The sequence below is a fragment of the Kitasatospora sp. NE20-6 genome, assembly GCF_045862635.1.
In genome coordinates this window covers 201,594-224,038 of the sequence record NZ_BPRL01000009.1, presented here as the reverse complement: position 1 = coordinate 224,038, position 22,445 = coordinate 201,594, and the positions used below count along the sequence as shown (strand labels likewise).

At 71.9% G+C, this 22,445-nt stretch carries 20 protein-coding genes, 2 tRNA genes and 1 pseudogene; 19 read left to right on the top strand and 4 right to left on the bottom strand.

Annotation, left to right across the window (positions count from 1 at the left end; all coding sequences use genetic code 11):
• From SNE206_RS10765 to SNE206_RS10715, 11 genes and pseudogenes are all read left to right on the top strand, one after another.
• Positions 1 to 136, top strand: a pseudogene (locus SNE206_RS10765) (6-phosphogluconate dehydrogenase); the annotation flags it as partial.
• Between the two features lie 27 nt (positions 137 to 163).
• On the top strand, positions 164 to 1,297 hold the full coding sequence (gene recF, locus SNE206_RS10760; protein ID WP_407913135.1) for a DNA replication/repair protein RecF: 1,134 nt from the start codon (positions 164 to 166) through the stop codon (positions 1,295 to 1,297).
• Between the two features lie 61 nt (positions 1,298 to 1,358).
• The gene (locus SNE206_RS10755; RefSeq protein ID WP_407913134.1) at positions 1,359 to 1,952 is read left to right on the top strand and encodes a DUF721 domain-containing protein; all 594 of its coding nucleotides are present in this window, start codon (positions 1,359 to 1,361) and stop codon (positions 1,950 to 1,952) included.
• Between the two features lie 271 nt (positions 1,953 to 2,223).
• Positions 2,224 to 4,224 (top strand): DNA topoisomerase (ATP-hydrolyzing) subunit B, encoded by a 2,001-nt coding sequence (gene gyrB, locus SNE206_RS10750; protein WP_407913133.1) that lies wholly within the window; start codon positions 2,224 to 2,226, stop codon positions 4,222 to 4,224.
• Positions 4,225 to 4,310: 86 nt separating this feature from the next.
• Positions 4,311 to 6,884 (top strand): DNA gyrase subunit A, encoded by a 2,574-nt coding sequence (gene gyrA, locus SNE206_RS10745; protein WP_407913141.1) that lies wholly within the window; start codon positions 4,311 to 4,313, stop codon positions 6,882 to 6,884.
• Between the two features lie 46 nt (positions 6,885 to 6,930).
• Positions 6,931 to 7,653: a DUF3566 domain-containing protein gene (locus SNE206_RS10740; protein WP_407913132.1), complete on the top strand. Its 723-nt coding sequence runs from the start codon at positions 6,931 to 6,933 to the stop codon at positions 7,651 to 7,653.
• A gap of 208 nt (positions 7,654 to 7,861) precedes the next feature.
• Positions 7,862 to 9,238, top strand: coding sequence for a class I SAM-dependent methyltransferase (locus SNE206_RS10735; RefSeq protein ID WP_407913131.1), 1,377 nt, complete (start codon positions 7,862 to 7,864; stop codon positions 9,236 to 9,238).
• Between the two features lie 16 nt (positions 9,239 to 9,254).
• Positions 9,255 to 9,328, top strand: a tRNA-Ile gene (locus SNE206_RS10730).
• 424 nt (positions 9,329 to 9,752) lie between these two features.
• Entirely contained in the window at positions 9,753 to 10,046 is a 294-nt protein-coding gene (locus tag SNE206_RS10725; RefSeq protein WP_407913140.1) for a DUF6191 domain-containing protein, read from the top strand.
• Positions 10,047 to 10,235: 189 nt separating this feature from the next.
• Positions 10,236 to 10,364 carry a DLW-39 family protein gene (locus tag SNE206_RS10720; protein ID WP_014137031.1) on the top strand — a complete coding sequence of 43 codons (129 nt, stop codon included), beginning with the start codon at positions 10,236 to 10,238 and terminating at the stop codon, positions 10,362 to 10,364.
• A gap of 126 nt (positions 10,365 to 10,490) precedes the next feature.
• A tRNA-Ala gene (locus tag SNE206_RS10715) sits at positions 10,491 to 10,563 on the top strand.
• Between the two features lie 181 nt (positions 10,564 to 10,744).
• Here SNE206_RS10715 and SNE206_RS10710 read toward each other — a convergent pair.
• Positions 10,745 to 11,647, bottom strand: coding sequence for a DUF5324 family protein (locus SNE206_RS10710; protein WP_407913130.1), 903 nt, complete (start codon positions 11,645 to 11,647; stop codon positions 10,745 to 10,747).
• Between the two features lie 152 nt (positions 11,648 to 11,799).
• Here SNE206_RS10710 and SNE206_RS10705 point away from each other — a divergent pair, with 152 nt between their 5' ends.
• A complete protein-coding gene (locus tag SNE206_RS10705) occupies positions 11,800 to 12,321 on the top strand; it encodes a peptidylprolyl isomerase (protein ID WP_407913129.1) in 522 nt (173 codons plus the stop codon).
• Positions 12,322 to 12,406: 85 nt separating this feature from the next.
• Positions 12,407 to 13,306, top strand: a complete 900-nt coding sequence (locus SNE206_RS10700; protein WP_407913128.1) for a rhomboid family intramembrane serine protease — start codon at positions 12,407 to 12,409, stop codon at positions 13,304 to 13,306.
• A 298-nt stretch (positions 13,307 to 13,604) separates the two neighbouring features.
• Here the strand turns inward: SNE206_RS10700 and crgA are convergent, their stop codons facing one another.
• A complete protein-coding gene (gene crgA / locus SNE206_RS10695; protein WP_405012300.1) occupies positions 13,605 to 13,856 on the bottom strand; it encodes a cell division protein CrgA in 252 nt (83 codons plus the stop codon).
• Positions 13,857 to 14,020: 164 nt separating this feature from the next.
• Here crgA and SNE206_RS10690 point away from each other — a divergent pair, with 164 nt between their 5' ends.
• From SNE206_RS10690 to SNE206_RS10665, 6 genes are all read left to right on the top strand, one after another.
• Positions 14,021 to 14,779, top strand: coding sequence for a DUF881 domain-containing protein (locus SNE206_RS10690; RefSeq protein ID WP_407913127.1), 759 nt, complete (start codon positions 14,021 to 14,023; stop codon positions 14,777 to 14,779).
• Positions 14,780 to 14,866: 87 nt separating this feature from the next.
• The gene (locus SNE206_RS10685; RefSeq protein WP_405012298.1) at positions 14,867 to 15,037 is read left to right on the top strand and encodes a hypothetical protein; all 171 of its coding nucleotides are present in this window, start codon (positions 14,867 to 14,869) and stop codon (positions 15,035 to 15,037) included.
• A 65-nt stretch (positions 15,038 to 15,102) separates the two neighbouring features.
• Entirely contained in the window at positions 15,103 to 15,762 is a 660-nt protein-coding gene (locus tag SNE206_RS10680) for an aminodeoxychorismate/anthranilate synthase component II (protein WP_407913126.1), read from the top strand.
• Between the two features lie 4 nt (positions 15,763 to 15,766).
• On the top strand, positions 15,767 to 16,813 hold the full coding sequence (locus tag SNE206_RS10675; protein ID WP_407913125.1) for a class E sortase: 1,047 nt from the start codon (positions 15,767 to 15,769) through the stop codon (positions 16,811 to 16,813).
• Between the two features lie 25 nt (positions 16,814 to 16,838).
• Positions 16,839 to 17,537 carry a class E sortase gene (locus tag SNE206_RS10670; protein WP_407913124.1) on the top strand — a complete coding sequence of 233 codons (699 nt, stop codon included), beginning with the start codon at positions 16,839 to 16,841 and terminating at the stop codon, positions 17,535 to 17,537.
• A 37-nt stretch (positions 17,538 to 17,574) separates the two neighbouring features.
• Positions 17,575 to 18,546 (top strand): Bro-N domain-containing protein, encoded by a 972-nt coding sequence (locus tag SNE206_RS10665; RefSeq protein WP_407913123.1) that lies wholly within the window; start codon positions 17,575 to 17,577, stop codon positions 18,544 to 18,546.
• Positions 18,547 to 18,680: 134 nt separating this feature from the next.
• Here the strand turns inward: SNE206_RS10665 and pknB are convergent, their stop codons facing one another.
• Both pknB and SNE206_RS10655 read right to left on the bottom strand, forming a co-directional pair.
• Positions 18,681 to 20,717, bottom strand: coding sequence for a Stk1 family PASTA domain-containing Ser/Thr kinase (pknB, locus tag SNE206_RS10660; protein ID WP_407913122.1), 2,037 nt, complete (start codon positions 20,715 to 20,717; stop codon positions 18,681 to 18,683).
• A 251-nt stretch (positions 20,718 to 20,968) separates the two neighbouring features.
• Entirely contained in the window at positions 20,969 to 22,432 is a 1,464-nt protein-coding gene (locus SNE206_RS10655) for a peptidoglycan D,D-transpeptidase FtsI family protein (protein ID WP_407913121.1), read from the bottom strand.
• Between the last annotated feature and the right edge of the window lie 13 nt (positions 22,433 to 22,445).

The following is a 22,445-nucleotide window of genomic DNA, read 5'->3' as shown; positions in this document are numbered from 1 at the left end:
CCACGCCGTCCCCCTCCCCGCCATCACCGCCTCCCTCTTCGCCCGCTTCACCTCCCGCCAGGACGACTCCCCCCAGATGAAAATGATCGCCGCACTGCGCAACCAGTTCGGCGGCCACGCGGTCGAGCCGAAGTAATCCACAGAAGGCGGGCGCAGTCCACACATGCATGTCGCGCACCTGTCGCTCGCCGACTTCCGTTCGTACGCCCGGGTCGAGGTGCCCCTCGACCCGGGCGTCACGGCGTTCGTGGGGCCCAACGGCCAGGGCAAGACCAACCTCGTCGAGGCGGTCGGCTACGTCGCCACGCTGGGCAGCCACCGGGTGGCCACCGACGCCCCGCTGATCCGTCTCGGCACCGAGCGGGCCGTGGTGCGCTGCTCGGTCGTCCGGGACCGGCGCACGACCCTGGTCGAGCTGGAGATCACCGCGGGCAAGGCCAACCGGGCGCGGATCAACCGCTCCGACAACGTGCGTCCGCGGGACGTCCTCGGGCTGCTGAGGACGGTGCTCTTCGCTCCCGAGGACCTGGCCCTGGTGAAGGGCGACCCCGGTGAGCGCCGCCGCTTCCTCGACGAGCTGCTGACCGCGCGCGCACCCCGCCTCGCCGGCGTGCGGCAGGACTACGAGCGGGTGCTCAAGCAGCGCAACGCCCTGCTGAAGACCGCGGCGATGGCCCGCCGGGCGGGCGGCGGCAAGGGCGCGGACCTCTCCACCCTGGAGATCTGGGACGGCCACCTGGCCCGGGCCGGTGCCGAGCTCACCGCCTTCCGGCTGCAGCTGGTCGCAACCCTGCAGCCGCTCACCGCGGAGGCGTACCGGCAGTTGGCCCCGGGCGGCGGCGAACCCGTGCTGGAGTACCGCAGCTCCTTCGAGGGCGCGCTGCCGACCAGCCGCGAGGAGGCGGAGGAGCAGCTGCTGGCCGCGATGCAGGCCGCCCGCAAGCAGGAGATCGAGCGCGGGCTGACGCTCGTCGGCCCGCACCGCGACGAGGTGGTGCTGCGGCTCGGCCCGCTCCCGGCCAAGGGGTACGCGAGCCACGGCGAGAGCTGGTCGTTCGCGCTGGCGCTGCGGCTGGCCTCGTACGAGCTGCTCAAGGCGGACGGGGGAGAGCCGGTGCTGATCCTCGACGACGTCTTCGCCGAGCTGGACGCCCGGCGGCGGGACCGGCTGGCCGAGCTCGTGGCCGGGGGCGAGCAGGTGCTCGTGACGGCCGCGGTGGCGGAGGACGTGCCGAAGGCCCTCGCGGGGGCGCGCTACAGCGTCTCCGGCGGCACGGTGGACCGTCCGGACGCGTGAGGCCCGTGGGTTCCGTACGCTGGAAGGCTCATCCGTCGCCGGGACCAAGGAGCACCGCGCCATGAGCGAGACGCCGGAGCCGTCGGGTGCGGGTGCGTCGGGTACGGGTGCGGGTGTGTCGGGTACGGGTGCGGGCGCGTCCGAGCCGGCGGGGGCGGTCACCTCGGGGGTGGATCTGGCCCGGGTCGCGCTGCGTGCGGCCAAGGAGCAGGCGCGGCAGCGCGGCGAGCAGGTCCGGGAGAAGCGCGAGGCGAAGCGGCACGGGCTGCGGAGCGGGGCGCGCGCGGACGGCCGTGACCCGGTGCCGCTGGGGGCGGCGCTGAATCGTTTGATCACGGAGCGGGGTTGGGAGGCGCCGGCCGCGGTCGGCGGGGTGATGGGCCGGTGGCCGCAGATCGTCGGGCCCGACATCGCGGCGCACTGCGTGCCGGTGCAGTTCGTGGAGGCCGAGGCGGTGCTCACCGTGCAGTGCGACTCCACCGCATGGGCCACCCAACTCAGACTTCTGGCAAGGCAGTTGGTGGCACGGCTGAATCACGAGCTCGGGCACGGCACGGTCCGGGTGATCAAGGTGCTCGGACCGGACGCCCCCAAGCGCGGCTACGGCCGGCTGCGGGCGCCGGGCAGCCGGGGCCCGGGCGACACCTGGGGCTGAGCACGTCACCCGGAGTGAACCGTTCCGGAACGGCTGGCGGCCCGCGTAGGGGCGCTGAGACCCCCGGCCGAGTATCGGGACATGTGCGGAGGGGATTCAGGGCGGCACATCTGCCCTCAGGGGCTGCCAAACGCCCATCTCTGTCAGTCGTACCGGTAGACTGGAGCGCAAACACAGTTGCTCGTAGCAACCGAGTCGAAACGCCGTGGTCGCAGACCCGCCCGAGACGGGGGCGGGGGTGCGGCCCGCACTGTGCCAGAGAGGGCGCTTCGTGGCCGATTCCGGCAACCCCAGCCAGACCAATGAACCCATCGACCCGGCGACCGGGAAGTCCTACGACGCCAACGCCATCCAGGTGTTGGAGGGCCTCGACGCCGTTCGCAAGCGCCCCGGCATGTACATCGGATCCACCGGCGAGCGGGGCCTGCACCACCTGGTGCAGGAGGTCGTGGACAACTCCGTGGACGAGGCGATGGCCGGGCACGCGGACACCATCGGCGTGACGATCCTGGCCGACGGCGCCGTGCGGGTCGTCGACAACGGCCGCGGCATCCCGGTGGGCATCGTCCCGGGGCAGGAGAAGCCCGCGGTCGAGGTCGTGCTGACCGTGCTCCACGCCGGCGGCAAGTTCGGCGGCGGCGGCTACGCCGTCTCCGGCGGTCTGCACGGTGTCGGCGTCTCGGTGGTGAACGCCCTCTCCACCCGGCTCTCCGTCGAGATCCACACCGACGGCCACCGCTGGACCCAGGACTACAAGATGGGCGCGCCGACCGCGCCGCTCGACCGGCACGAGGCGACCGACCGCACCGGCACCAGCGTCACCTTCTGGGCCGACCCGGACATCTTCGAGACCACGGTCTACTCCTTCGAGACGCTGTCGCGGCGCTTCCAGGAGATGGCGTTCCTCAACAAGGGCCTCACCATCTCGCTGACCGACGAGCGCCCCGAGCACTACGACGACGAGGGCAACCCGCTCACCGTCAGCTACCGGTACGACGGCGGCATCGCCGACTTCGTCGCCCACCTCAACTCCCGCAAGGGCGAGCCCGTCCACCCGTCCGTCATCGACTTCGAGGCCGAGGACAAGGACCGGACGATCTCCGCCGAGATCGCCATGCAGTGGAACAGCTCGTACACCGAGGGCGTCTACTCCTTCGCCAACACCATCCACACCCACGGTGGCGGCACCCACGAGGAGGGCTTCCGCGCCGCGCTCACCGGCCTGATGAACCGGTACGCGCGCGACAAGAAGATCCTCCGGGAGAAGGACGACAACCTCTCCGGCGAGGACATCCGCGAGGGCCTGACCGCGATCATCTCGATCAAGCTCGGCGAGCCGCAGTTCGAGGGCCAGACCAAGGACAAGCTCGGCAACACCGAGGCGAAGACCTTCGTGCAGAAGGTCGTCAACGAGCACTTCGCCGACTGGCTGGACCGCAACCCCAACGAGGCCGCGGACATCATCCGCAAGTCCATCCAGGCCGCCAGCGCGCGCGTCGCCGCCCGCAAGGCCCGCGACCTCACGCGCCGCAAGGGCCTGCTGGAGACGGCCTCGCTGCCCGGCAAGCTCTCCGACTGCCAGTCCAAGGACCCGGCGGAGTGCGAGATCTTCATCGTCGAGGGCGACTCGGCCGGCGGCTCCGCCAAGCAGGGCCGCGACCCGCGCATCCAGGCGATCCTCCCGATCCGCGGCAAGATCCTGAACGTCGAGAAGGCGCGCATCGACAAGGTGCTCCAGAACACCGAGGTCCAGGCGCTGATCTCGGCGTTCGGCTGCGGCATCCAGGAGGACTACGACGAGTCCAAGCTCCGCTATCACAAGATTGTCCTGATGGCGGACGCCGACGTCGACGGACAGCACATCCGCACCCTGCTGCTCACCCTGCTCTTCCGCTTCATGCGGCCGCTGGTCGAGTCCGGGTACGTCTACCTCGCCATGCCCCCGCTGTACAAGATCAAGTGGGGCAAGGACGACTTCGAGTACGTCTACTCCGACCGTGAGCGCGACTCCGTCATCGCCGCGGGCGTCGCGGCCGGGCGCCGGCTGCCCAAGGACGACGCGATCCAGCGCTTCAAGGGCCTCGGCGAGATGAACGCCGAGGAACTCCGCATCACCACCATGGACCAGGCGTACCGGCTGCTGCAGCAGATCACCCTGGAGGACGCGGCCCGCGCCGACGATCTCTTCTCCGTCCTCATGGGCGAGGACGTCGAGGCCCGCCGCTCCTTCATCCAGCGCAACGCCAAGGACGTCCGCTTCCTGGACGTCTGACGGGGCCGAACCCCGCCAGCACCGTCCAGTCACGCGTGAAAGGAAACTGACCACCAGTGGTCGACGACAACCGTCCCGACGGCGACATGCAGCCGCAGCAGGCCGAGAGCACCGCCACCGACACGTTCGTGTCCCGGGTCGAGCCGATCGAGCTCGAGACCGAGATGCAGCGCTCCTACCTCGACTACGCGATGAGCGTGATCGTGAGCCGCGCGCTGCCCGAGGTCCGCGACGGCCTCAAGCCGGTGCACCGACGCGTGCTGTACGCGATGTACGACGGCGGGTACCGGCCCGAGAAGGGCTACTACAAGTGCGCCCGCGTCGTCGGCGACGTGATGGGCAACTACCACCCGCACGGCGACACCTCGATCTACGACACCGTCGTCCGCCTGGCCCAGACGTGGTCGCTGCGGATGCCGCTCGTGGACGGCAACGGCAACTTCGGCTCCCCGGGCAACGACCCGGCGGCGGCCATGCGCTACACCGAGTGCAAGATGATGCCGCTGGCCATGGAGATGATGCGCGACATCGACGAGGAGACCGTCGACTTCGCCGCCAACTACGACGGCCGCTCGCAGGAGCCGACCGTCCTCCCGGCCCGCATCCCCAACCTGCTGATCAACGGCGCCACCGGCATCGCGGTCGGCATGGCCACCAACATCCCCCCGCACAACCTGCGCGAGGTCGCCTCGGGCGCACTCTGGTCGCTCGACCACCCCGAGGCCACCAACGAGGAGCTCCTCGACGCGCTCATCGAGCGGATCAAGGGCCCCGACTTCCCCACCGGCGCGCTGATCGTCGGCCGCCGCGGCATCGAGGACGCCTACCGCACCGGCCGCGGCTCGATCACCATGCGCGCGGTCGTCGAGGTCGAGGAGATCCAGGGCCGCCAGTGCCTGGTCATCACCGAGCTCCCCTACCAGGTCAACCCGGACAACCTCGCGCTGAAGATCGCCGACCTGGTGAAGGACGGCAAGATCGCCGGCATCGCCGACGTCCGCGACGAGTCCTCCTCCCGGACCGGCCAGCGCCTGGTCATCGTGCTCAAGCGCGACGCCGTCGCCAAGGTCGTCCTCAACAACCTCTACAAGCACACCGACCTGCAGACCAACTTCGGCGCCAACATGCTCGCCCTGGTCGACGGCGTGCCCCGCACGCTCTCGCTCGACGCCTTCATCCGGCACTGGGTGGCGCACCAGATCGAGGTCATCGTCCGCCGCACCACCTTCCGGCTCCGCAAGGCCGAGGAGCGCGCGCACATCCTGCGCGCCCTGCTCAAGGCCCTGGACCAGATCGACGCGGTCATCGCCCTCATCCGCGCCTCCGAGAGCGCCGACGCCGCCCGCACCGGCCTCATGGGCCTGCTCGACATCGACGAGCTCCAGGCCAACGCCATCCTCGAGATGCAGCTGCGCCGCCTCGCCGCCCTGGAGAGCGCCCGCATCCTCAGCGAGCACGACGAGCTGCAGGCGAAGATCAGCGAGTACAACGCGATCCTCGCCTCGCCCGGGCGCCAGCGCGGCATCGTCTCCGAGGAGCTCACCGCCATCGTCGAGAAGTACGGCGACGAGCGGCGCTCCACCCTCATCCCCTCCGACGGCGACCTCTCCATCGAGGACCTCATCGCCGAGGAGGACATCGTCGTCACGATCACCCGCGGCGGCTACGTCAAGCGCACCCGCTCCGACCTCTACCGCTCGCAGAAGCGCGGCGGCAAGGGCGTCCGCGGTGCGCAGCTCAAGCAGGACGACATCGTCGACCACTTCTTCGTGACGACGACGCACAACTGGATCCTGTTCTTCACCAACAAGGGCAGGGTCTACCGGGCCAAGGGCTACGAGCTGCCCGACGCCGGCCGCGACGCCCGCGGCCAGCACGTCGCCAACCTCCTGGCCTTCCAGCCGGAGGAGCACATCGCGCAGGTCATGGCGGTGCGCACCTACGAGGACAAGCCCTACCTGGTGCTCGCCACCCGCAACGGCCTGGTGAAGAAGTCCCTGCTCAAGGACTACGACTCGCCGCGCTCCGGCGGTCTGATCGCGATCAACCTGCGCCAGGACGAGGAGGGCCGGGACGACGAGCTGATCGGCGCCGAGCTGGTCTCCGCCGACGACGACCTGCTGCTGATCTCCAAGAAGGCCCAGTCGATCCGCTTCACCGCCACCGACGACGCCCTGCGGCCGATGAGCCGTGCGACCTCCGGCGTGAAGGGCATGGCCTTCCGCGAGGACGACGAGCTGCTGTCCATGAACGTCATCCGGCCGAGCACGTACGTGTTCACCGCGACGGACGGCGGGTACGCGAAGCGCACGCCCGTGGCCGAGTACCGTGTGCAGGGCCGGGGAGGTTTCGGTATCAAGGCGGCGAAGATCGTCGAGGGCCGCGGCTCCCTGGTCGGCGCCCTCGTGGTCGAGGAGACCGACGAGATCATGGCCATCACCCTCTCGGGCGGCGTCATCCGGACCAGGGTTTCCGAGGTTCGTGAAACCGGACGTGACACGATGGGCGTCCAACTGATCAACCTCGGAAAGCGCGACGCGGTCGTGGGCATGGCCCGCAATGCGGAGGCGGAGGACGAGGACACCGTGGAGGACGAGGCCGGCGAGGCCCTGGCCCCCGCGGACGGAACGACGGCGGACGGCACGGCCGAGCAGGCCTGACCGCACGTCCGGCGGCCGGCCGGGTGGGAACAGCTGGAGGACCAGGGTGAGTGGAGCCACGGGCGGTGCGGCAGGTGCCGCGGGCGGAGCGCCGGGCGCCGCGCAGGGCGGAACGCCCTTCGGCGGTGCGCCCAAGCCTCCGGCCGAGCACCCGGCCGCATCCACCTCGCTGATGCCCCCCGTCGGCGCGGCGGGCCCCGGCGGTGCGGGTCACGGTGGGCCCGGCATCCCGCCGGCCCCCGCCACCCCGCCGGCCGGCGGGTACTCCCAGCCGACCACCTACAGCAAGGGCCAGCCCACGCCCGCGCGCGGCACCCGGGTGCCCGGCGCGGCGCAGTCCGGCGGCGCGGCCCGGCGGCCCGCCGCGGGCGCGGCTGCCGGCGGCCCGGCGGCCGGCCGGGTCCGGAAGGCGCGGCTCCGCGTCGTGAAGGCCGACCCCTGGTCGGTCATGAAGGTCAGCTTCCTGCTGTCGCTGGCCGTCGGCGTGATCATCATCGTCGCGTCCGCCGTGCTGTGGATCGTCCTCAACGGCCTCGGCGTCTTCGACTCGCTCACCAGCACGCTGAAGGACGTCACCAGCTCGGACACCTCCGGCGGGTTCGACCTCATGGACTACCTCGGCTTCGGCCGGGTGCTGATGTTCACCACGCTGATCGCCGTCATCGACGTCGTCCTGATGACCGCGCTCGCCACGCTCGGGGCGTTCATCTACAACACGGCCGCGGGCTTCGCCGGCGGTGTCGAACTCACCCTCGCCGAAGAGGATTGATCGACACCTCCGATGCGCCACTGACACCCGGTCAACTTCGGGAACACTTGGGCCCTCACGGCTGTTGGAGCCGTGGGGGCCCGCTGGCATCCGGGTGACAGCCGCACCGCCCCGGCGAGCCGGACGAATTTCCGGCCACCGGCGGAGGTTGGCTGTGCCGGTGCCGGGAGCGGCCCGGTCGGTCGGTACGGCTGCCCGGAGGTGTGTGATGGCCGAGGTCGCAACGGAGCTGGTCAACGCGGCAGAGGCGCTGCTCGGCGCCCGCCTGCCCGTACGTCTGCAGGCGTGGGACGGCAGCACGGCCGGACCGCCGGGCGCCCCCACGGTCGTCCTGCGCAACCGCCGCGCCCTGCGCCGCCTGCTCTGGCAGCCCGGCGAGCTCGGCCTCGCCCGCGCCTACGTCGCCGGCGACCTCGACACGGCCCCCGACACCGACCTCTACGAGGTCCTCTCGGCGGTCGGCCGCTTCTCCGAACGGACCGACCTCCACCGTCCCGGCCTCGGTGACGTCCTCGGCCCCGTCGGCCGCCACGCGCTCGCCACGGCCTTCCGGGCGGGCGCCGTCGGCCTGGAGCCCGCGCCCCCGCCGGAGGAGGTCCGGCGGCACACCGGCCGCCTCCACAGCCGCCAGCGCGACCGTGCGGCGATCAGCCACCACTACGACGTCGGCAACGACTTCTACGGGCTCGTCCTCGGCCCCAGCATGGTCTACTCCTGCGCGTACTGGGAGCCCGCCGCGAAGAGCCTGGAGGCCGCCCAGGAGGCCAAGCTCGACCTGATCTGCCGCAAGCTCGGCCTCCGGCCGGGCCTGCGCCTCCTCGACGTCGGCTGCGGCTGGGGCTCCCTGCTCCTCCACGCCGCCCGCCACTACGGGGTGACCGCGGTCGGCGTCTCGATCTCCGCCGAACAGGTGGCCCTCGCCCGCACGCGCGTCGCCGAGGCCGGCCTGGACGACCGCGTGGAGGTCCGCCTCCAGGACTACCGCGAGATCCCGGACGGCCCCTTCGACGCCATCTCCAGCGTCGGCATGGCCGAGCACGTCGGCTCCGTCCAGTACCTGACGTACGCCGAGGGCCTCCACCGTCTGCTCGCGCCCGGCGGCCGGCTCCTCAACCACCAGATCTCCCGCCGCCCCGACCGCCCCGGCGAGTCGTACGCCCTCAGCCCCTTCATCGACCGCTACGTGTTCCCCGACGGCGAGCTCGCACCCGTCGGCAGCACCGTCTCGCTCCTGGAGGAGGCCGGCTTCGAGGTCCGCGACGTCGAGTCGCTGCGCGAGCACTACGCCCTCACCCTGCGCGAGTGGGTCGCCAACCTGGAGGCCCACTGGCCGGAGGCCGTCTCCCTCGCCGGGCGGGGCCGGGCCCGCGTCTGGCGGCTCTACATGGCCGCCTCCGCGGTGGCCTTCGAGGAGAACCGCATCGGCATCAACCAGGTGCTCGCCGTCCGCACCACCGACACGGGCGCCAGCGGCCTCCCCGCCACCCGCGAGCAGTGGCTCGCCAGGACCCCGCAGACCCCCGACCAGCCCCGACCCGCCACGGTCGCCGATACGGATTTGGGGGATCGGCCGTCGGTCCGCTAATCTTTCAGTGCGGCAAGGGGCTATAGCTCAGACGGTTAGAGCGCTTCCCTGATAAGGAAGAGGCCACAGGTTCAAGTCCTGTTAGCCCCACCGAAGTCGAAGGCCCGGACGGTCACCGTCCGGGCCTTCTGCTTGCCCCCGCACATCTGCCGCGGGACCTGCCCGGCCGACGGCTCGTCGGACCGGCTGCGCGGAGGCATGCGGGGTCGGACGACTCGAAACCGCCGTGACGTCGGGGACGGCCGGGCGAGAGAACCGGTCACGGGATCCGTGGACGTGATGCGACCTCCGCTCCTGCCGGGCGGTCCTCGACACCGCGATGCTGCTGCACGAGGACGTCGCGGCGCTCCGTGGCGGGCCGGGCCGGCTCGCCGCGCGGGCCGCGGCGGTGGGGGACCGGCGGCCGCCGGCCCTGGACCTTCCGTTCCGCGGGCGGCAGGCTGGTGCGGGACGGCCGGTGGCCCCTGCCGGCCGCGGGACGGAAGGCGGCGTCGCTGTGGCGGTGTTCTGGGCGATGAGCCTGCCGGGGCTGGTGTGCGCCCTGCTGGTGCTGGCCGTGGCCGACCAGCTGGCGCTGCGGGCCCGGCGGTCGCGGTTGGTGCCGTGGCGGGGTACGGGCCGGGAGGGCCAGATCTCGGCGACCGGCTTCGAGCAGTTGCACGCGCAGTTCGCGGCGGGCAAGCAGCACGAGCTGGAGCAGCGCACCACCACGCTGATGCTCCGGGACGAGGAGGGCGAGGGCGCGCCGCCCCGCGGTGGTGTCGACCTGCGCCGCGGTACGGCCGTGGTGCCCGCGCGGCGGGACTGAGCGGGCACCGGCCGTGCAGGTGTTCGGGGGTGCGGCGTCAACCGGGCGGGTGGACGGCCCGGTTGGCCGTGGTGGCGGGCCGTCCGGAAGCGGGTTACCGGTGTGTATCATCGGCCGCAGGGCGGTCTGTCGGCCCGACCGCTCGTCGATGCTCGTACATCCGAACTGCAAGAAGGACGAGGTCCCGCGGTGAAGAAGCTTCTCCTGGTCGCCCTGGTCGCCCTCGGCGGCTTCTTTGTCTACCGTCAGGTCCAGGCGGACCGTGCCGAGCAGGACCTGTGGACCGAGGCCACGGACCCGGTTCCGGCCGGTCGTTGAGACCTGCACGCTCACTGTCGGCCCCTGCCCGGGTGCACCGGGAGGCGGTCGGCGGGCGGCCCGCTCAGGATTCTCCTCCGGAGCGGGTACGCTAGTGCGCAGCGCACGCACGCCGTGCGCTGTCGCGGGGCTTTAGCTCAGTTGGTAGAGCGCTGTCTTTGCATGGCAGATGTCAGGAGTTCGAATCTCCTAAGCTCCACAAGCGGATCGGCCGCCGACCTGGGATCAGGTCGGCGGCCGATCGTCGTTCCGGCGGTCGTGCGGGCCGGTTCCGGTTCCCCGTCCCGTGTCCTGCCCGGGAATCCGTTCCCCGCCCCTCGGGCCCCGCGCCCTGCCCGGGGCGGGCCGTGGCGGGGTCGGCCGGGGCGGGCCGTGGCCCGTCAGTGCGGCTTGCGCGGGTCGTGCGGCTTCGGCCGGTCGGAGTCGGTGTCCGCGGCGGTGGCGTGACCCGTGTCCGTACCCGTGCCGGTGGCGGTGCCGTCGGAGGGCTGGTCGTGCGGCACGGAGCCGTTCACCGTGCCCTCGGCGGCTGCGGGGGGCGTGGCCGGGGCGTTGGTGGCCGTGGAGGCCCCCGCGCCCGTCGGGTGGGCGCCGGTGCCGTTCTGCGCCGGGGCGGTGACGGTGGTGGCCGGCGGTTCGGTGAGCCACTCCGGGTTGTTCTGCTTGCGGTACCACTGCCAGGCGAAGACCCCGGCGCCGAGCGCGACGGCGCCGGTGACGGCGAGGCCGGTGGCCCAGCCGTTGCGGTTCTCCTTCCTGATGTTCTTGGCCGCGAGTTCGCCGATCTCGGCGGAGGTCACGTGGCCGTGCAGCGCGGCGATCGCCGCGGCGCCGCGGACCTGGGCCTCCTGGGCCGCCGGTACGACGGTGGCCTTCGCGCCGGCCACGGCCTCGCCGACCCTCGGGGCGATGGCGGCCCGGGCCTGCTCGGCGGCCTTCTCGGCGGACAGCTTGGCCGCGAGGGCCGCCTCCTGCGCCCGGTGGACGGCCTTCAGCGTGCTCTGCTGGGTCTGCGGCGGGAGCGCCGCGAAGGCGTTCTCCAGTTGCGGGACGACGTGCTTGGTGTACTGGATGCGGGCGGTCTGCGCGGCTCCGGCGGCGCTGCTGCGGGCCTGTGCCCCCGCGGCGGCGGCCTTGGGGCCGAGGGCCTCGATGGCGGGGCCGAACCTCTGCCTGGCCTCGTCCGCGTAGTAGAGGGCGGCCTCCTTGGCGTTGGCGGCGTAGGGCGCGACGGCGTCCTTGGTCCGGCCGGCGGTGTCGCGCGCTGAGTCCAGACGGGTCACGGGCTTCTCCTCCTCGGTGGCGTCCGATATGCACATTTCCACCTCTTCCGAGATCATGCATCCGCTCTCCGGGGAGGGCACGTCGGGCTGAGCCGTCCGCGAGGGCCGTGGGATGATTCCGGGGTCGAGCGAGCGGAATGAAGGAGGGGCCCGTGGCCCGGCTGACTGCCACCCTGAGGACCGACCACGGCGACGTCGTGGTCACGCTGCTGCCGTTCCACGCGCCGAAGACGGTGGCGAACTTCGTGGAGCTGGCCGAGGGCACCCGTGAGTGGACGGACCCGTCGACCGGTGAGAAGGCGGCCAGGCCGCTGTACGACGGCACGGTCTTCCACCGGGTGATCAAGGGCTTCATGATCCAGGGCGGCGACCCGCTCGGCGACGGCACCGGCGGTCCGGGCTACGCGTTCGCCGACGAGTTCCACCCGGAGCTCGCCTTCACCAAGCCGTTCCTGCTGGCGATGGCGAACTCCGGCCCGGGCACCAACGGCTCGCAGTTCTTCGTCACGGTCGAGCCGGTGCCCCGGCTGACCCGCAAGCACACCATCTTCGGCGAGGTCACCGATGCCGCGTCCCGGGACGTGGTGAAGAGCATCGCCGCCACGGCGACCGGCGACGACGACCGCCCGCTGAAGCCTGTGGTGATCGAGTCGGTCGAGATCACCCGCGCCTGAGCCCCGTCGCAGTAGCCTGGACGGTCCCGGTGGAGCCCCCTCGGACGGGGTGCCGCCGGGATCCGTCGTGAGGAGGGAATCCCGGATGCTTCCGGACGAGCCCGTACGTCCGCACCCCGAGGGCCCGGTGCAGCTACCGGGCTGCTACCGGCACCCCGAGCGGGAGACCGGCGTGGGCTGCTCGCGGTGCGGGCGGCCGATCTGCCCCGCGTGCATGGTGAGCGCGTCGGTGGGCTTCCACTGCCCGGCGTGCGTGGCCGGCGAGGGTTCGGCGGCACGTCCTGCACGTCCGGCGCGGACGCGTTTCGGCGGGCTCCCGGTGGGCGACGGCGCACTGGTCACCAAGGTGCTGATCGGGCTGAACCTGCTGGTCTTCGTGCTCACCGAGTACGTCAGCCAGGCGTGGGGCGTGCGGCTGGCGATGCTGAGCGGGACGAGCTTCGGCGGCGTGCCCGTGCGCTACGGCGTGGCCGCCGGTCCGGAGGAGTGGTACCGGATCGCCACCGCGGTCTTCGTCCACGCCGGGCCGTTCCACGTGCTGATGAACATGGTGTCGCTGTGGGTGCTGGGGCCGCAGCTGGAGCGGGTGCTGGGGCGGTCGCGCTTCCTCGCGCTGTACCTGGTGTCGGGGCTCGCGGGCAACGCCTTCGCGTACGTGGTGACCGGCGGCACCGTCTACTCGGTCGGCGCGTCCGGGGCGATCTTCGGCCTGCTCGGGGCGACGGCGGTGCTGTTCCGGGCCAACCGGGCGCCGCTGGGACCGGTGATGGCGCTGCTGGTGTTCAACCTGGTGATCACGTTCTCGGTGTCGGCCATCGACTGGCGGGCGCACATCGGCGGCCTGGTCGCCGGTGCCGTCACCGCGGCGGGCCTGATGTACGCCCCGCCGGCCCGCCGGAACCTCGTGCAGGGGCTGACCGTGGCCGGTGTGCTGGGCGCGGTGGTGCTGATGGTGGCGGTGCAGACGGCCCTGCTGGCGGGCTGACCGGGGCGCCGTGCCCGGCTGTTGTCCACAGCGTGCACAGGGTTGTGCGCAGCGGGTTCGCCCGCATCTCGCGGAAAGGCTTCGCTACGCGTGTCCCGCTGCAGGAATGCCGACGGACAAGGGTGCGGCCGGGGGGCGTGCGAGACGGGCCCGCGAGCGGGTTATCCACAGGGTGGCGGGAGTTTTCCCCAGTGTGGATAACCGTGTGGATAAACGTACGAGCGGCGGTCGGGAAGGCAGCGAAACGCCGCCCCGGGCTGAGCCGGGACGGCGGCGGCCGTTCAGGAGCCGGGTGCCGCTACTTCCACTGCGTGGAGACGCCGAACCCTGCGGCGATGAACCCGAACCCGGCCAGGATGTTCCAGTTGCCCCAACTGCTCACCGGCCAGTCGCCGCTCGTCACGTAGTAGGTGACGATCCACACCAGGCCGATGAGGAAGAACGCCAGCATCAGCGGCGCCACCCAACTCCTGCCGGAGCTGAGCTTCACCGCCGTCGTGGCGGTCGGCGGCGTGTAGTCGGCCTTCTTGCGGACTCGGGACTTCGGCACGAGAGGCTCTCCTGTCGATGCGCTGTGACCGCGCGGTGTGCAGCGGAGCGGGGCGGCTGTGGGGGGCCGGTCCGTACGGTTTCGAACTCCGCACGTGCCACCGGCGTCCGTTAGCGTAGTGGTTCGCCGGGTCTTGAGGAGATAAGGGTACGGTGCAGAATTCGATGATTCCCCATCCCCCGGGCTTCCGGCGCCCCTCACGCACCCGAATTGTCGGCCGTGCCCTGACATGCGCCGTGTTCGTGCTGGCCGGCCTGCTCTTCTACATCAGCGCCCGCACCGCGCAGGGCACCGATCTGCGCACCGACGACTCCCTGCTGCGCCTCGGTGACGTCATACAGCAGCGCAGTGCCCAGAACCAGCAGATCCAGGCCCAGATCGGCGGCCTCCACGACCGGGTCGACGGCCTCGCCGGGGTGCAGAGCCAGAGCCCGTCCGACACCGCCCGCGCCGAGGCCCTGGAACGCTCGGCCGGCCTGCAGGCGCTCCGCGGCCCCGGCCTCACCGTCACCCTCAACGACGCCCCGCCCAACGCCACCGCCCGCATCCCCGGTGTGCCCGAGCCCGGCGTCAACGACCTGGTCATCCACCAGCAGGACATCCAGGCCGTGGTCAACGCGCTCTGGCGGGGCGGTGCCGAGGGCGTCCAGGTCATGGACCAGCGCCTCGTCGCCACCAGCGCCGTCCGCTGCGTCGGCAACACCCTGCTGCTGCAGGGCCGGGTCTACTCCCCGCCGTACGTCATCAAGGCCGTGGGCCGCACCGACCGGCTGCGCTCCGCGGTCGACGCCGACCCGACGATCCAGAACTACCTGCAGTACGTCGCCGCGTACGGGCTCGGCTGGAAGGTCCAGGAGGCGGGGGAGCTCACCGTGCCCGGCTACGAGGGCTCGGTCGACCTCGGCGCCGCGGGCACGCGCTGACCACGGACGGGCGGCAGCACGGCGTAGTCGCCGTACACGGGCGGCGCGGCGTCTAGTCTGGACCCCGACGCGAACCCGAGGAGCACCATGTACGGCTGGATCTGGCGCCATCTGCCGGGGAACACCCTGGTCCGGGCGCTCGTCTCGCTGCTGCTGGTCCTCGGGGCGGTCTACGTCCTGTTCCAGTACGTCTTCCCGTGGGCCGAGCCGCTGCTGCCCTTCGGCGACGTCACGGTGGAGGACGGCGGCGCCGGCTGACCCGGCCCCCGCCCCCAGCACCCGCCAGATCCGCACCGCGGACCCGCACCCCAGGAGTAGCGCGCATGAACTCCGCCGGCTCGCCCCGGATCCTCGTGGTCGACAACTACGACAGCTTCGTCTTCAACCTCGTCCAGTACCTCTACCAGCTGGGCGCCACCTGCGAGGTGGTGCGCAACGACGAGGTGACCGTCGGGCACGCCGTGCCGCGGGCGGGCGACGGGGGCTTCGACGGGGTGCTGCTCTCCCCCGGCCCCGGCACCCCCGAGGAGGCCGGCGTCTGCGTGGAGATGGTGCACCACTGCGCCGCCGCCGGGCTGCCCGTCTTCGGCGTCTGCCTCGGCCTGCAGTCGATCGCCGTCGCGTACGGCGCCGTGGTGGGCCGCGCCCCCGAACTGCTGCACGGCAAGACGTCCCCGGTCGAGCACGAGGACGGCGGCGTCTTCGAGGGACTGCCCTCGCCGCTGACCGCCACCCGCTACCACTCGCTCGCGGTCGAGCCAGGCACCGTCCCGGACGAACTGGTCGTCACCGCGCGGACGGGCAGCGGCGTCATCATGGGCCTGCGTCACCGCGAACTGCCGGTGGAAGGGGTGCAGTTCCACCCCGAGTCGGTGCTGACCGAGGGCGGCCACCGGATGCTCGCCAACTGGCTGGCCGCGTGCGGGTACCCCGAGGCGGTCGGGCGTTCACGCGGGCTCGCCCCGGTGATCGGCCGGAGCTGACCAGGTGACAGCGGTGAGGCCGGAGGGCGAGACGGCCCCGGGGGCGGACGACTGGAGCGTGTACGAGGCCGCGGCCCCCTCCTCCGGGTGGCCGGCGCAGCCTCCGCAGCCCTTCGACGACCGGACGGTGCAGCTGAGGGCGGTCCGTGACGTCCCCCCGGTGGCGCCTGCGGCCGCGGTGCCGCCCACGCCCGTGACGCCCGTGCTGCCGTCCGTGGTGCCGTCCGTGCCGTCGCAGGCGCCCGGCGGGGCCCCTGGAGGCCGCGCCGAGCTCCGCAGGGCGGCCGCCGGGCTTGCAGCACCCGGTACGGGCCGTCGGCGCGCCGTGGGCCGTTCTGCGGCCTCCACGCCACGCCCCAGGGAGCGCCGGGGGGTGATCGCCGCGCGGATGGTCGGCGAGCTCTTCATCACGCTCGGCACGGTGATGCTGCTCTTCGTGGCGTACCAGCTGTGGTGGACCAACGTGCAGGCCGACGCCTCCGCGGACGCCGCCGGCGCGAAGCTGGAGCAGCAGTGGAACAGCGCACCCGCGCCCACCGGCCCGGCCTCCCCGGGCGCGCCCGCCGCGGGTGCCTTCGAGCCCGGCAAGGGATTCGCCCTCCTCCACATCCCCGCGCTCGGCCTCAAGTACCCGGTGGCGGAGGGCACCCAGAAGCAGCAGGTGCTCGACAAGGGCCTCGTCGGGCACTACACCGGCACGGCGATGCCGTCGGACAAGGCCGGGAACTTCGCCGTCGCGGCGCACCGCACGACGCACGGCCAGCCGTTCCGGAAGATCGGGCAGCTGAAGCCGGGGGACAGGATCGTCGTGGAGACGGCGACCACCTACTACACCTACGAGGTCGCCGGGGGCATCCCGGAGACGCCGCCGACCAACGTGACGGTCATTCAGCCGGTGCCCAAGGGGTCGCCGTTCACCCAGGCGGGTCGTTACATCACCCTGACGACGTGCACACCCGAGTTCAGTGCCCGGGGTCGGCTCATCGTGTTCGGCAAGATGGTCGAGGAACGGCCGAGGAGCCAGGGCAAGCCCGCCGCGCTCACCGGCTGACCCTCGCACCGCCGGGAGGCCCGCCGTGAGCCCTGTCGCCAGCAATCGGATCAGGGCGGCGGCCGGGGCCGCCGGCGAGCTGATGATCACACTCGGCGTGGTGTTCGCGCTCTTCGCCGCCTACTCGCTCTGGTGGACGGACGTGGTGGCGGCCCGTCAGGCGTCCGCCGCCGCCGGCCACCTCCGGCAGAGCTGGAGCGCCACGGTGCACGCCGCTCCTCCGGCCGTCCTCGCCGACGGCGCCGTCGGCTTCCTGCACGTCCCCGCCCTGGGCCGCGGCCAGGTGCTCGTCCGGCGCGGCACCGGGCCCGAGGTCCTCGACGAGGGCGTCGCCGGACTCTACGAGCAGCCCTACCCGTCCGCCATGCCGTGGGACGCCGAGGGCAACGTCACCCTCGCCGCCCACCGCGACGGGCACGGCGCGGCGTTCCACGACCTCGACCGGGTGGGCCCCGGCTCCGCCGTCGTCGTCGAGACCGCCGACCGCTGGTACGTCTACCGCGTGGACGGCGTGCTCCCCGAGACCTCCCCGGAGAACGTCGGCGTCATCGCCCCCGTCCCGGCGGACTCGCCGTACCACCGGCCCGGCCGGTACATCACCCTGACGACCTGTACGCCCGTCTACACCTCGCTGTACCGGCTGGTGGTGTGGGGGAGCCTGGTGCGGATCGAAACGGTGGACGCGCGCCGTACGCCGCCGGTGGAGCTGCGGGCCGGGCGGTGAGGGGTTGCCGCCGTCCGGGTGAGTCGTTGGTGCCGGTATGACGACGAACGACACCCCGGCCCTGTTCGACTTCCACGGCCGGGAGGTGCGGGTGATCACCCGCGACGGCGAGCCCTGGTGGGTGGCGGCGGACGTGTGCGCGGTGCTGGAGATCTCCAAGACCGACCGTGCGCTCGCGGGGCTGGACGAGGACGAGAAGGGTGCTCACAGTGTGAGGACCCCTGGCGGTGACCAGCAGGTTTCCGTCATCAACGAGCCGGGCCTCTACTCCCTGGTGCTGCGCTCCCGGAAGCCGCAGGCGAAGGCCTTCAAGCGGTGGGTCACGCACGAGGTGATCCCGCAGATCCGGCGGACCGGCCGGTACGCGGTGGCGGACAGCCGGCAGCAGGACGTGCCGCCGGCGATGGCGGAGTTCCTGCGGCTGATCGCCGGGGCGTCCGCGGAGGCCCTCGTGAACGCGGGCCGGACGGCCGCCGCGCTCGACGGCACCACCCGTGCGGTGGAGGGCCTCAACGGCCGGATCGCGGACCTCGCCGATCTCCTGGCCACGGTGGCGGCACGGCTGCCGGCACAGCCGTCCGGCGCGGACGCCGAGGGTCAGGACCTGAAGGGTCCGGAGGCCGGAGGCGCGGGCGGGGGAGCGGGCGGGGGAGCCGGTGCGTCCGGCGGGCCGGAGGAGCCGATCTGGCATGCCGGCATCCCCGAGGAGGCGCTGCCCTTCGACACGCTCGCCGAACTGCTCGCCGCCGAACTCGGCCGGCCGGGCCTGAGCCGCGGCGGGCTGTACGCGACGGCCTGCGACGCCGGGTTGCTGAGGCAGCTGCCGCCGCCGTACGGCGGCCACTCGCTGACGGATCCGAGGCTGGCGTCGCTGTTCCGGGTGCGCCGCACCAGTGGCGCGCTGCACGGCTGGCCGACCGTCCACCACCACCAGCCGATGGCCCTGCCGCAGGGTGTGGTGATCATGCGGCAGCTGGTGCTGCAGGACATCGGGCGGCGCCTGCTGTGAACGGCCGGCCTCCGTCCACAGGCTGTGGACGAGCGGCGGCGCCGCAGCGGTCGGCGGTCAGCGGTCGGGGGCAGGTGCCGGGAACGGCCGGAGGGGCCGCGCGGTGTGCGCGGCCCCTCCGGTGCGGTCGGTGGTCAGCGCCCCGGGTCGGGAGCCCTGGTGACGAGGTTCACCTTCGTGCCCGGGTCCAGCTGGGTGCCGGCGGGCTGGTCGGTGGTCACCACGATCGCGTTCGGGTCGGCCGGACCGGCCATGATCGTGTAGCCCAGGTTCTGCGCCGTGAGGAGCTTGATCGCGTCCTTGAGCGTCACGTTCGTCAGCGGGGGCACGGTGCCCTTCTCCGCCTGCTTGCCGACCGTGATGGTGACCGTGGCGTTCTTCTTGAGCTGGCCGCTCTTGGGGCTCTGGTCGACCACGAAGCCGATCTTGGTCACGTCGGTGACCGCCTGGGTGACGACCTTCACCTGGAGCTTGGCGTCGGTGATCGCCTGGGTGGCCTCGTCCTGGGTCTTGCCCATGACGGACGGCACCGCGACCTTGCCCGCGCCGCCCGAGACCACGATGGTGATCTCGGTGCCGGCCGCGGCCTTGCCGGTCGGGCTGAAGGAGATGACCTTGTCCTGGTCGACGGTGTCGTCGTCCTTCAGCTCGGTCTTCACCGTGAACCCGGCGCCCTGGAGCTTGGTGGTGGCGGTGTCGGCGGACTGCCCGGAGACGTCGGGGATCTCCGTCTCGACCGGGCCGGAGGACAGGTGCACGGTGATGACGCTGTTGGCGTCGATCTGCGTGTTGGCGGCCGGGTCCTGGGTGCAGACCTGATCCTTCTGGATCTTCGTGTCGGGGCAGGCGACCGGGTCGCCCGCCTGCACCTGGAGCTTCTCGTTCTGCGTCTTCGCCTTGGTCTGGGCGTCGGTCAGGCTGAGGCCGACCAGGGTGGGCGAGGTGGTCTTGGCCGTCCCGCCGCCGCCGCCGAGCATCGCCTGGACGACGAAGAACGCGCCGACCAGCACGAGGACGGCCGCCACGGCGAGCACGATCCACGAGGTGTTGTTCTTCTTCTGCTGGCTCTGCCGGCGGCTGCTGCGGCTGAAGCCCTCGTCGTCGTAGCCGCCGCCCTGGCCGCCGCCGTAGCCGTCGTCGCGGGCCTGGGGCGGGTAGCCGTAGCCGGACTGCGGGGAGCCGACCGGCGGGAGCATGGTCGTCGGGCCGGCCGCACCCTGCTGGGGCAGCAGGTTGGTCTGGCCGTACGGGTCGTACTGCGCCTGGCCGCCCTGGTCGTAGCCGTAGCCGCCCGCGCCGTACGCCGCGGCCTGCTGGGCGGCGGCGACCGGGAGGCCGTCGAGGAAGCGCTCGATGTCGTCGCGCATCTCGTCGGCGCTCTGGTAGCGGTAGTCGCGCTCCTTGGCGAGGGCCTTCAGCACGATCGCGTCGATCTCGGGGCGGACCTCGGGGTCGAACGCGGACGGCGGCTGGGCCTCCTCGCGGACGTGCTGGTAGGCCACCGCGACCGGGGAGTCGCCGACGAACGGCGGGCGCACGGTCAGCAGCTCGTACAGCAGGCAGCCGGTGGAGTACAGGTCGGAACGGGCGTCGACGGTCTCGCCCTTGGCCTGCTCGGGGGAGAGGTACTGCGCGGTGCCGATGACCGCGGAGGTCTGGGTCATCGTCATGCCGGCGTCGCCCATGGCGCGGGCGATGCCGAAGTCCATGACCTTGACGTTGCCCTGCCGGGTGAGCATGACGTTGGCGGGCTTGATGTCGCGGTGGACGATGCCTGCGCGGTGCGAGTACTCCAGCGCCTGCAGGATGCCGATCGTCATCTCCAGCGCGCGCTCCGGCAGCAGCCGGCGGCCGGAGTGCAGCAGCTCGCGGAGGGTCGAGCCCTCGACGTACTCCATCACGATGTACGGGATGGAGATGCCGTCGATGTAGTCCTCGCCGGTGTCGTACACGGCGACGATGGCGGGATGGTTCAGCGAGGCCGCGGACTGCGCCTCACGGCGGAACCGCGCCTGGAAGGAGGGGTCGCGGGCCATGTCGGCACGGAGGGTCTTCACGGCGACCTGACGGCCGAGCCGGGTGTCATGGCCCAGGTAGACCTCGGCCATGCCGCCACGCCCGAGGACGCCGCCGAGCTCGTACCTGCCGCCGAGGCGACGAGGCTCTTCCATAGTTCCGACCCTCTCCCTCACCGGCCGGTGAGGATGTGACGTAGGTGTCCCCGCACGCACTGTCCGACGGTGCCGGCGCCACACCGTTCGTGTGGCGCCGGTTCCGCAGGTGAGCAGTGGGTAGACCCGCTGCTGGCGGATACGCTACCGGGCGAAGCCGAGACGACCCGACCAGCCTGCCACCTGAGACCAGACCGGTATGCACCGGAACGGCTCGACTGTGACCATCGCCTCAGGCCCTCCACCGGCTGCTACTTGGCTCCGACCACGGCTTCCATGACCTTCCGGGCGATCGGCGCGGCGATCGAGCCGCCGCTGATCTCGGCGCTCTCGGCGGCGCCGTCCTCGACGACGACCGCCACGGCGACCTGCTTGTCGTTCGCACCCTTGGCGTACGACATGAACCAGGCGAACGGCAGGCCGCTGTTGTCCTGGCCGTGCTGCGCGGTGCCGGTCTTGCCGCCGACGGTCACCCCCTTGATCTGCGCCTTCTCGCCGGTGCCGTTCTGCACCACGGACTCCATGAGCTGCTGGAGCTTCTGCGCGGTGGTCGGGGAGATGGGCCGGCCCATCTCCTTCTCCGAGTGCTTGGAGACGACGGCGAGCGTGCTCGACCGCTCCTGGTCGACGAGGTACGGCTGCATCAGCGTGCCGTTGTTGGCGATCGCCGCGGCGACCATGGCCATCTGCAGCGGGGTGGCCCGGGTGTCGTGCTGGCCGATGGCGTCCATGGCCGTGCCGTCGGGGGAGGAGCTCTTCGGGAAGACGCTGGCCGACGCCCGGATCGGGACCTCGACCTTGGCGTTGTTGAAGCCGAACTTCTCGGCCTGCGCCCGCAGCTTGTCCTTGCCGAGCTCCGCGCCGATCTTGCCGAAGACGGTGTTGCACGAGTAGTCCATGGCGACCAGCAGCGTGGCGTTGGTGCACGGCTCGGTCTTGGAGGCGTTCTTCAGCTCGGTGCTGGTGCCCGGCAGGATGTACTTCTCCGGGGTCTCCGTGGTGTCCTCGGGGCTCTGGAACTTGCCGTCCTCGAACGCCGCGGCCGCGGTGACCAGCTTGAACGTCGAACCGGGCGGGTACGTCTCGCGGAGCGCCCGGTTGAGCATCGGCTTGTTCGGGTCGGCGTTGAGGTCCGTCCAGGCCTTGGCGTCGGCGTCGGAGCTGCCGGCGAAGGTGCCGGGGTCGTACGACGGGGTGGAGACGAGCGCCAGGATCGCGCCGGTGCGCGGGTCGATGGCGACGGCCGCGCCCTTCTTGTTGCCGAGCGCCTCGAAGGCGGCCTTCTGGGCCTTGGGGTCGATCGTCGTGACGACGTCGCCGCCCTTCTTGTCGTCGCCCGTCAGCATGTCGAGGGTGTTGCGGAAGAACAGCCGCGAGTCGGTGCCGGAGAGGATGCCGTCCTCCAGCGACTCCAGCTGGCTGGTGCCGAACGACTGCGAGGAGTACCCGGTGACCGGCGCGTACATCGGGCCGTCGACCCAGCTGCGCTTGTACTTGTAGCGCAGGCCGTTGACGTTGTCGGAGTTCGTGACCGGGGCGCCGCCGGCGATGATGTTGCCGCGCGGGTAGGCGTACCGGTCGTACTTGTTGCGGTCGTTCTCCTTGTTGGTGGCCCAGGCGTGGGCCTGGACGCCCTGCACCCAGTTGGTGCGCACCATGAGGGCGAGGATGAGGACCAGGCAGAAGACGGAGACCCGGCGGATGGGCTTGTTCACGTGTCGGGTTCCT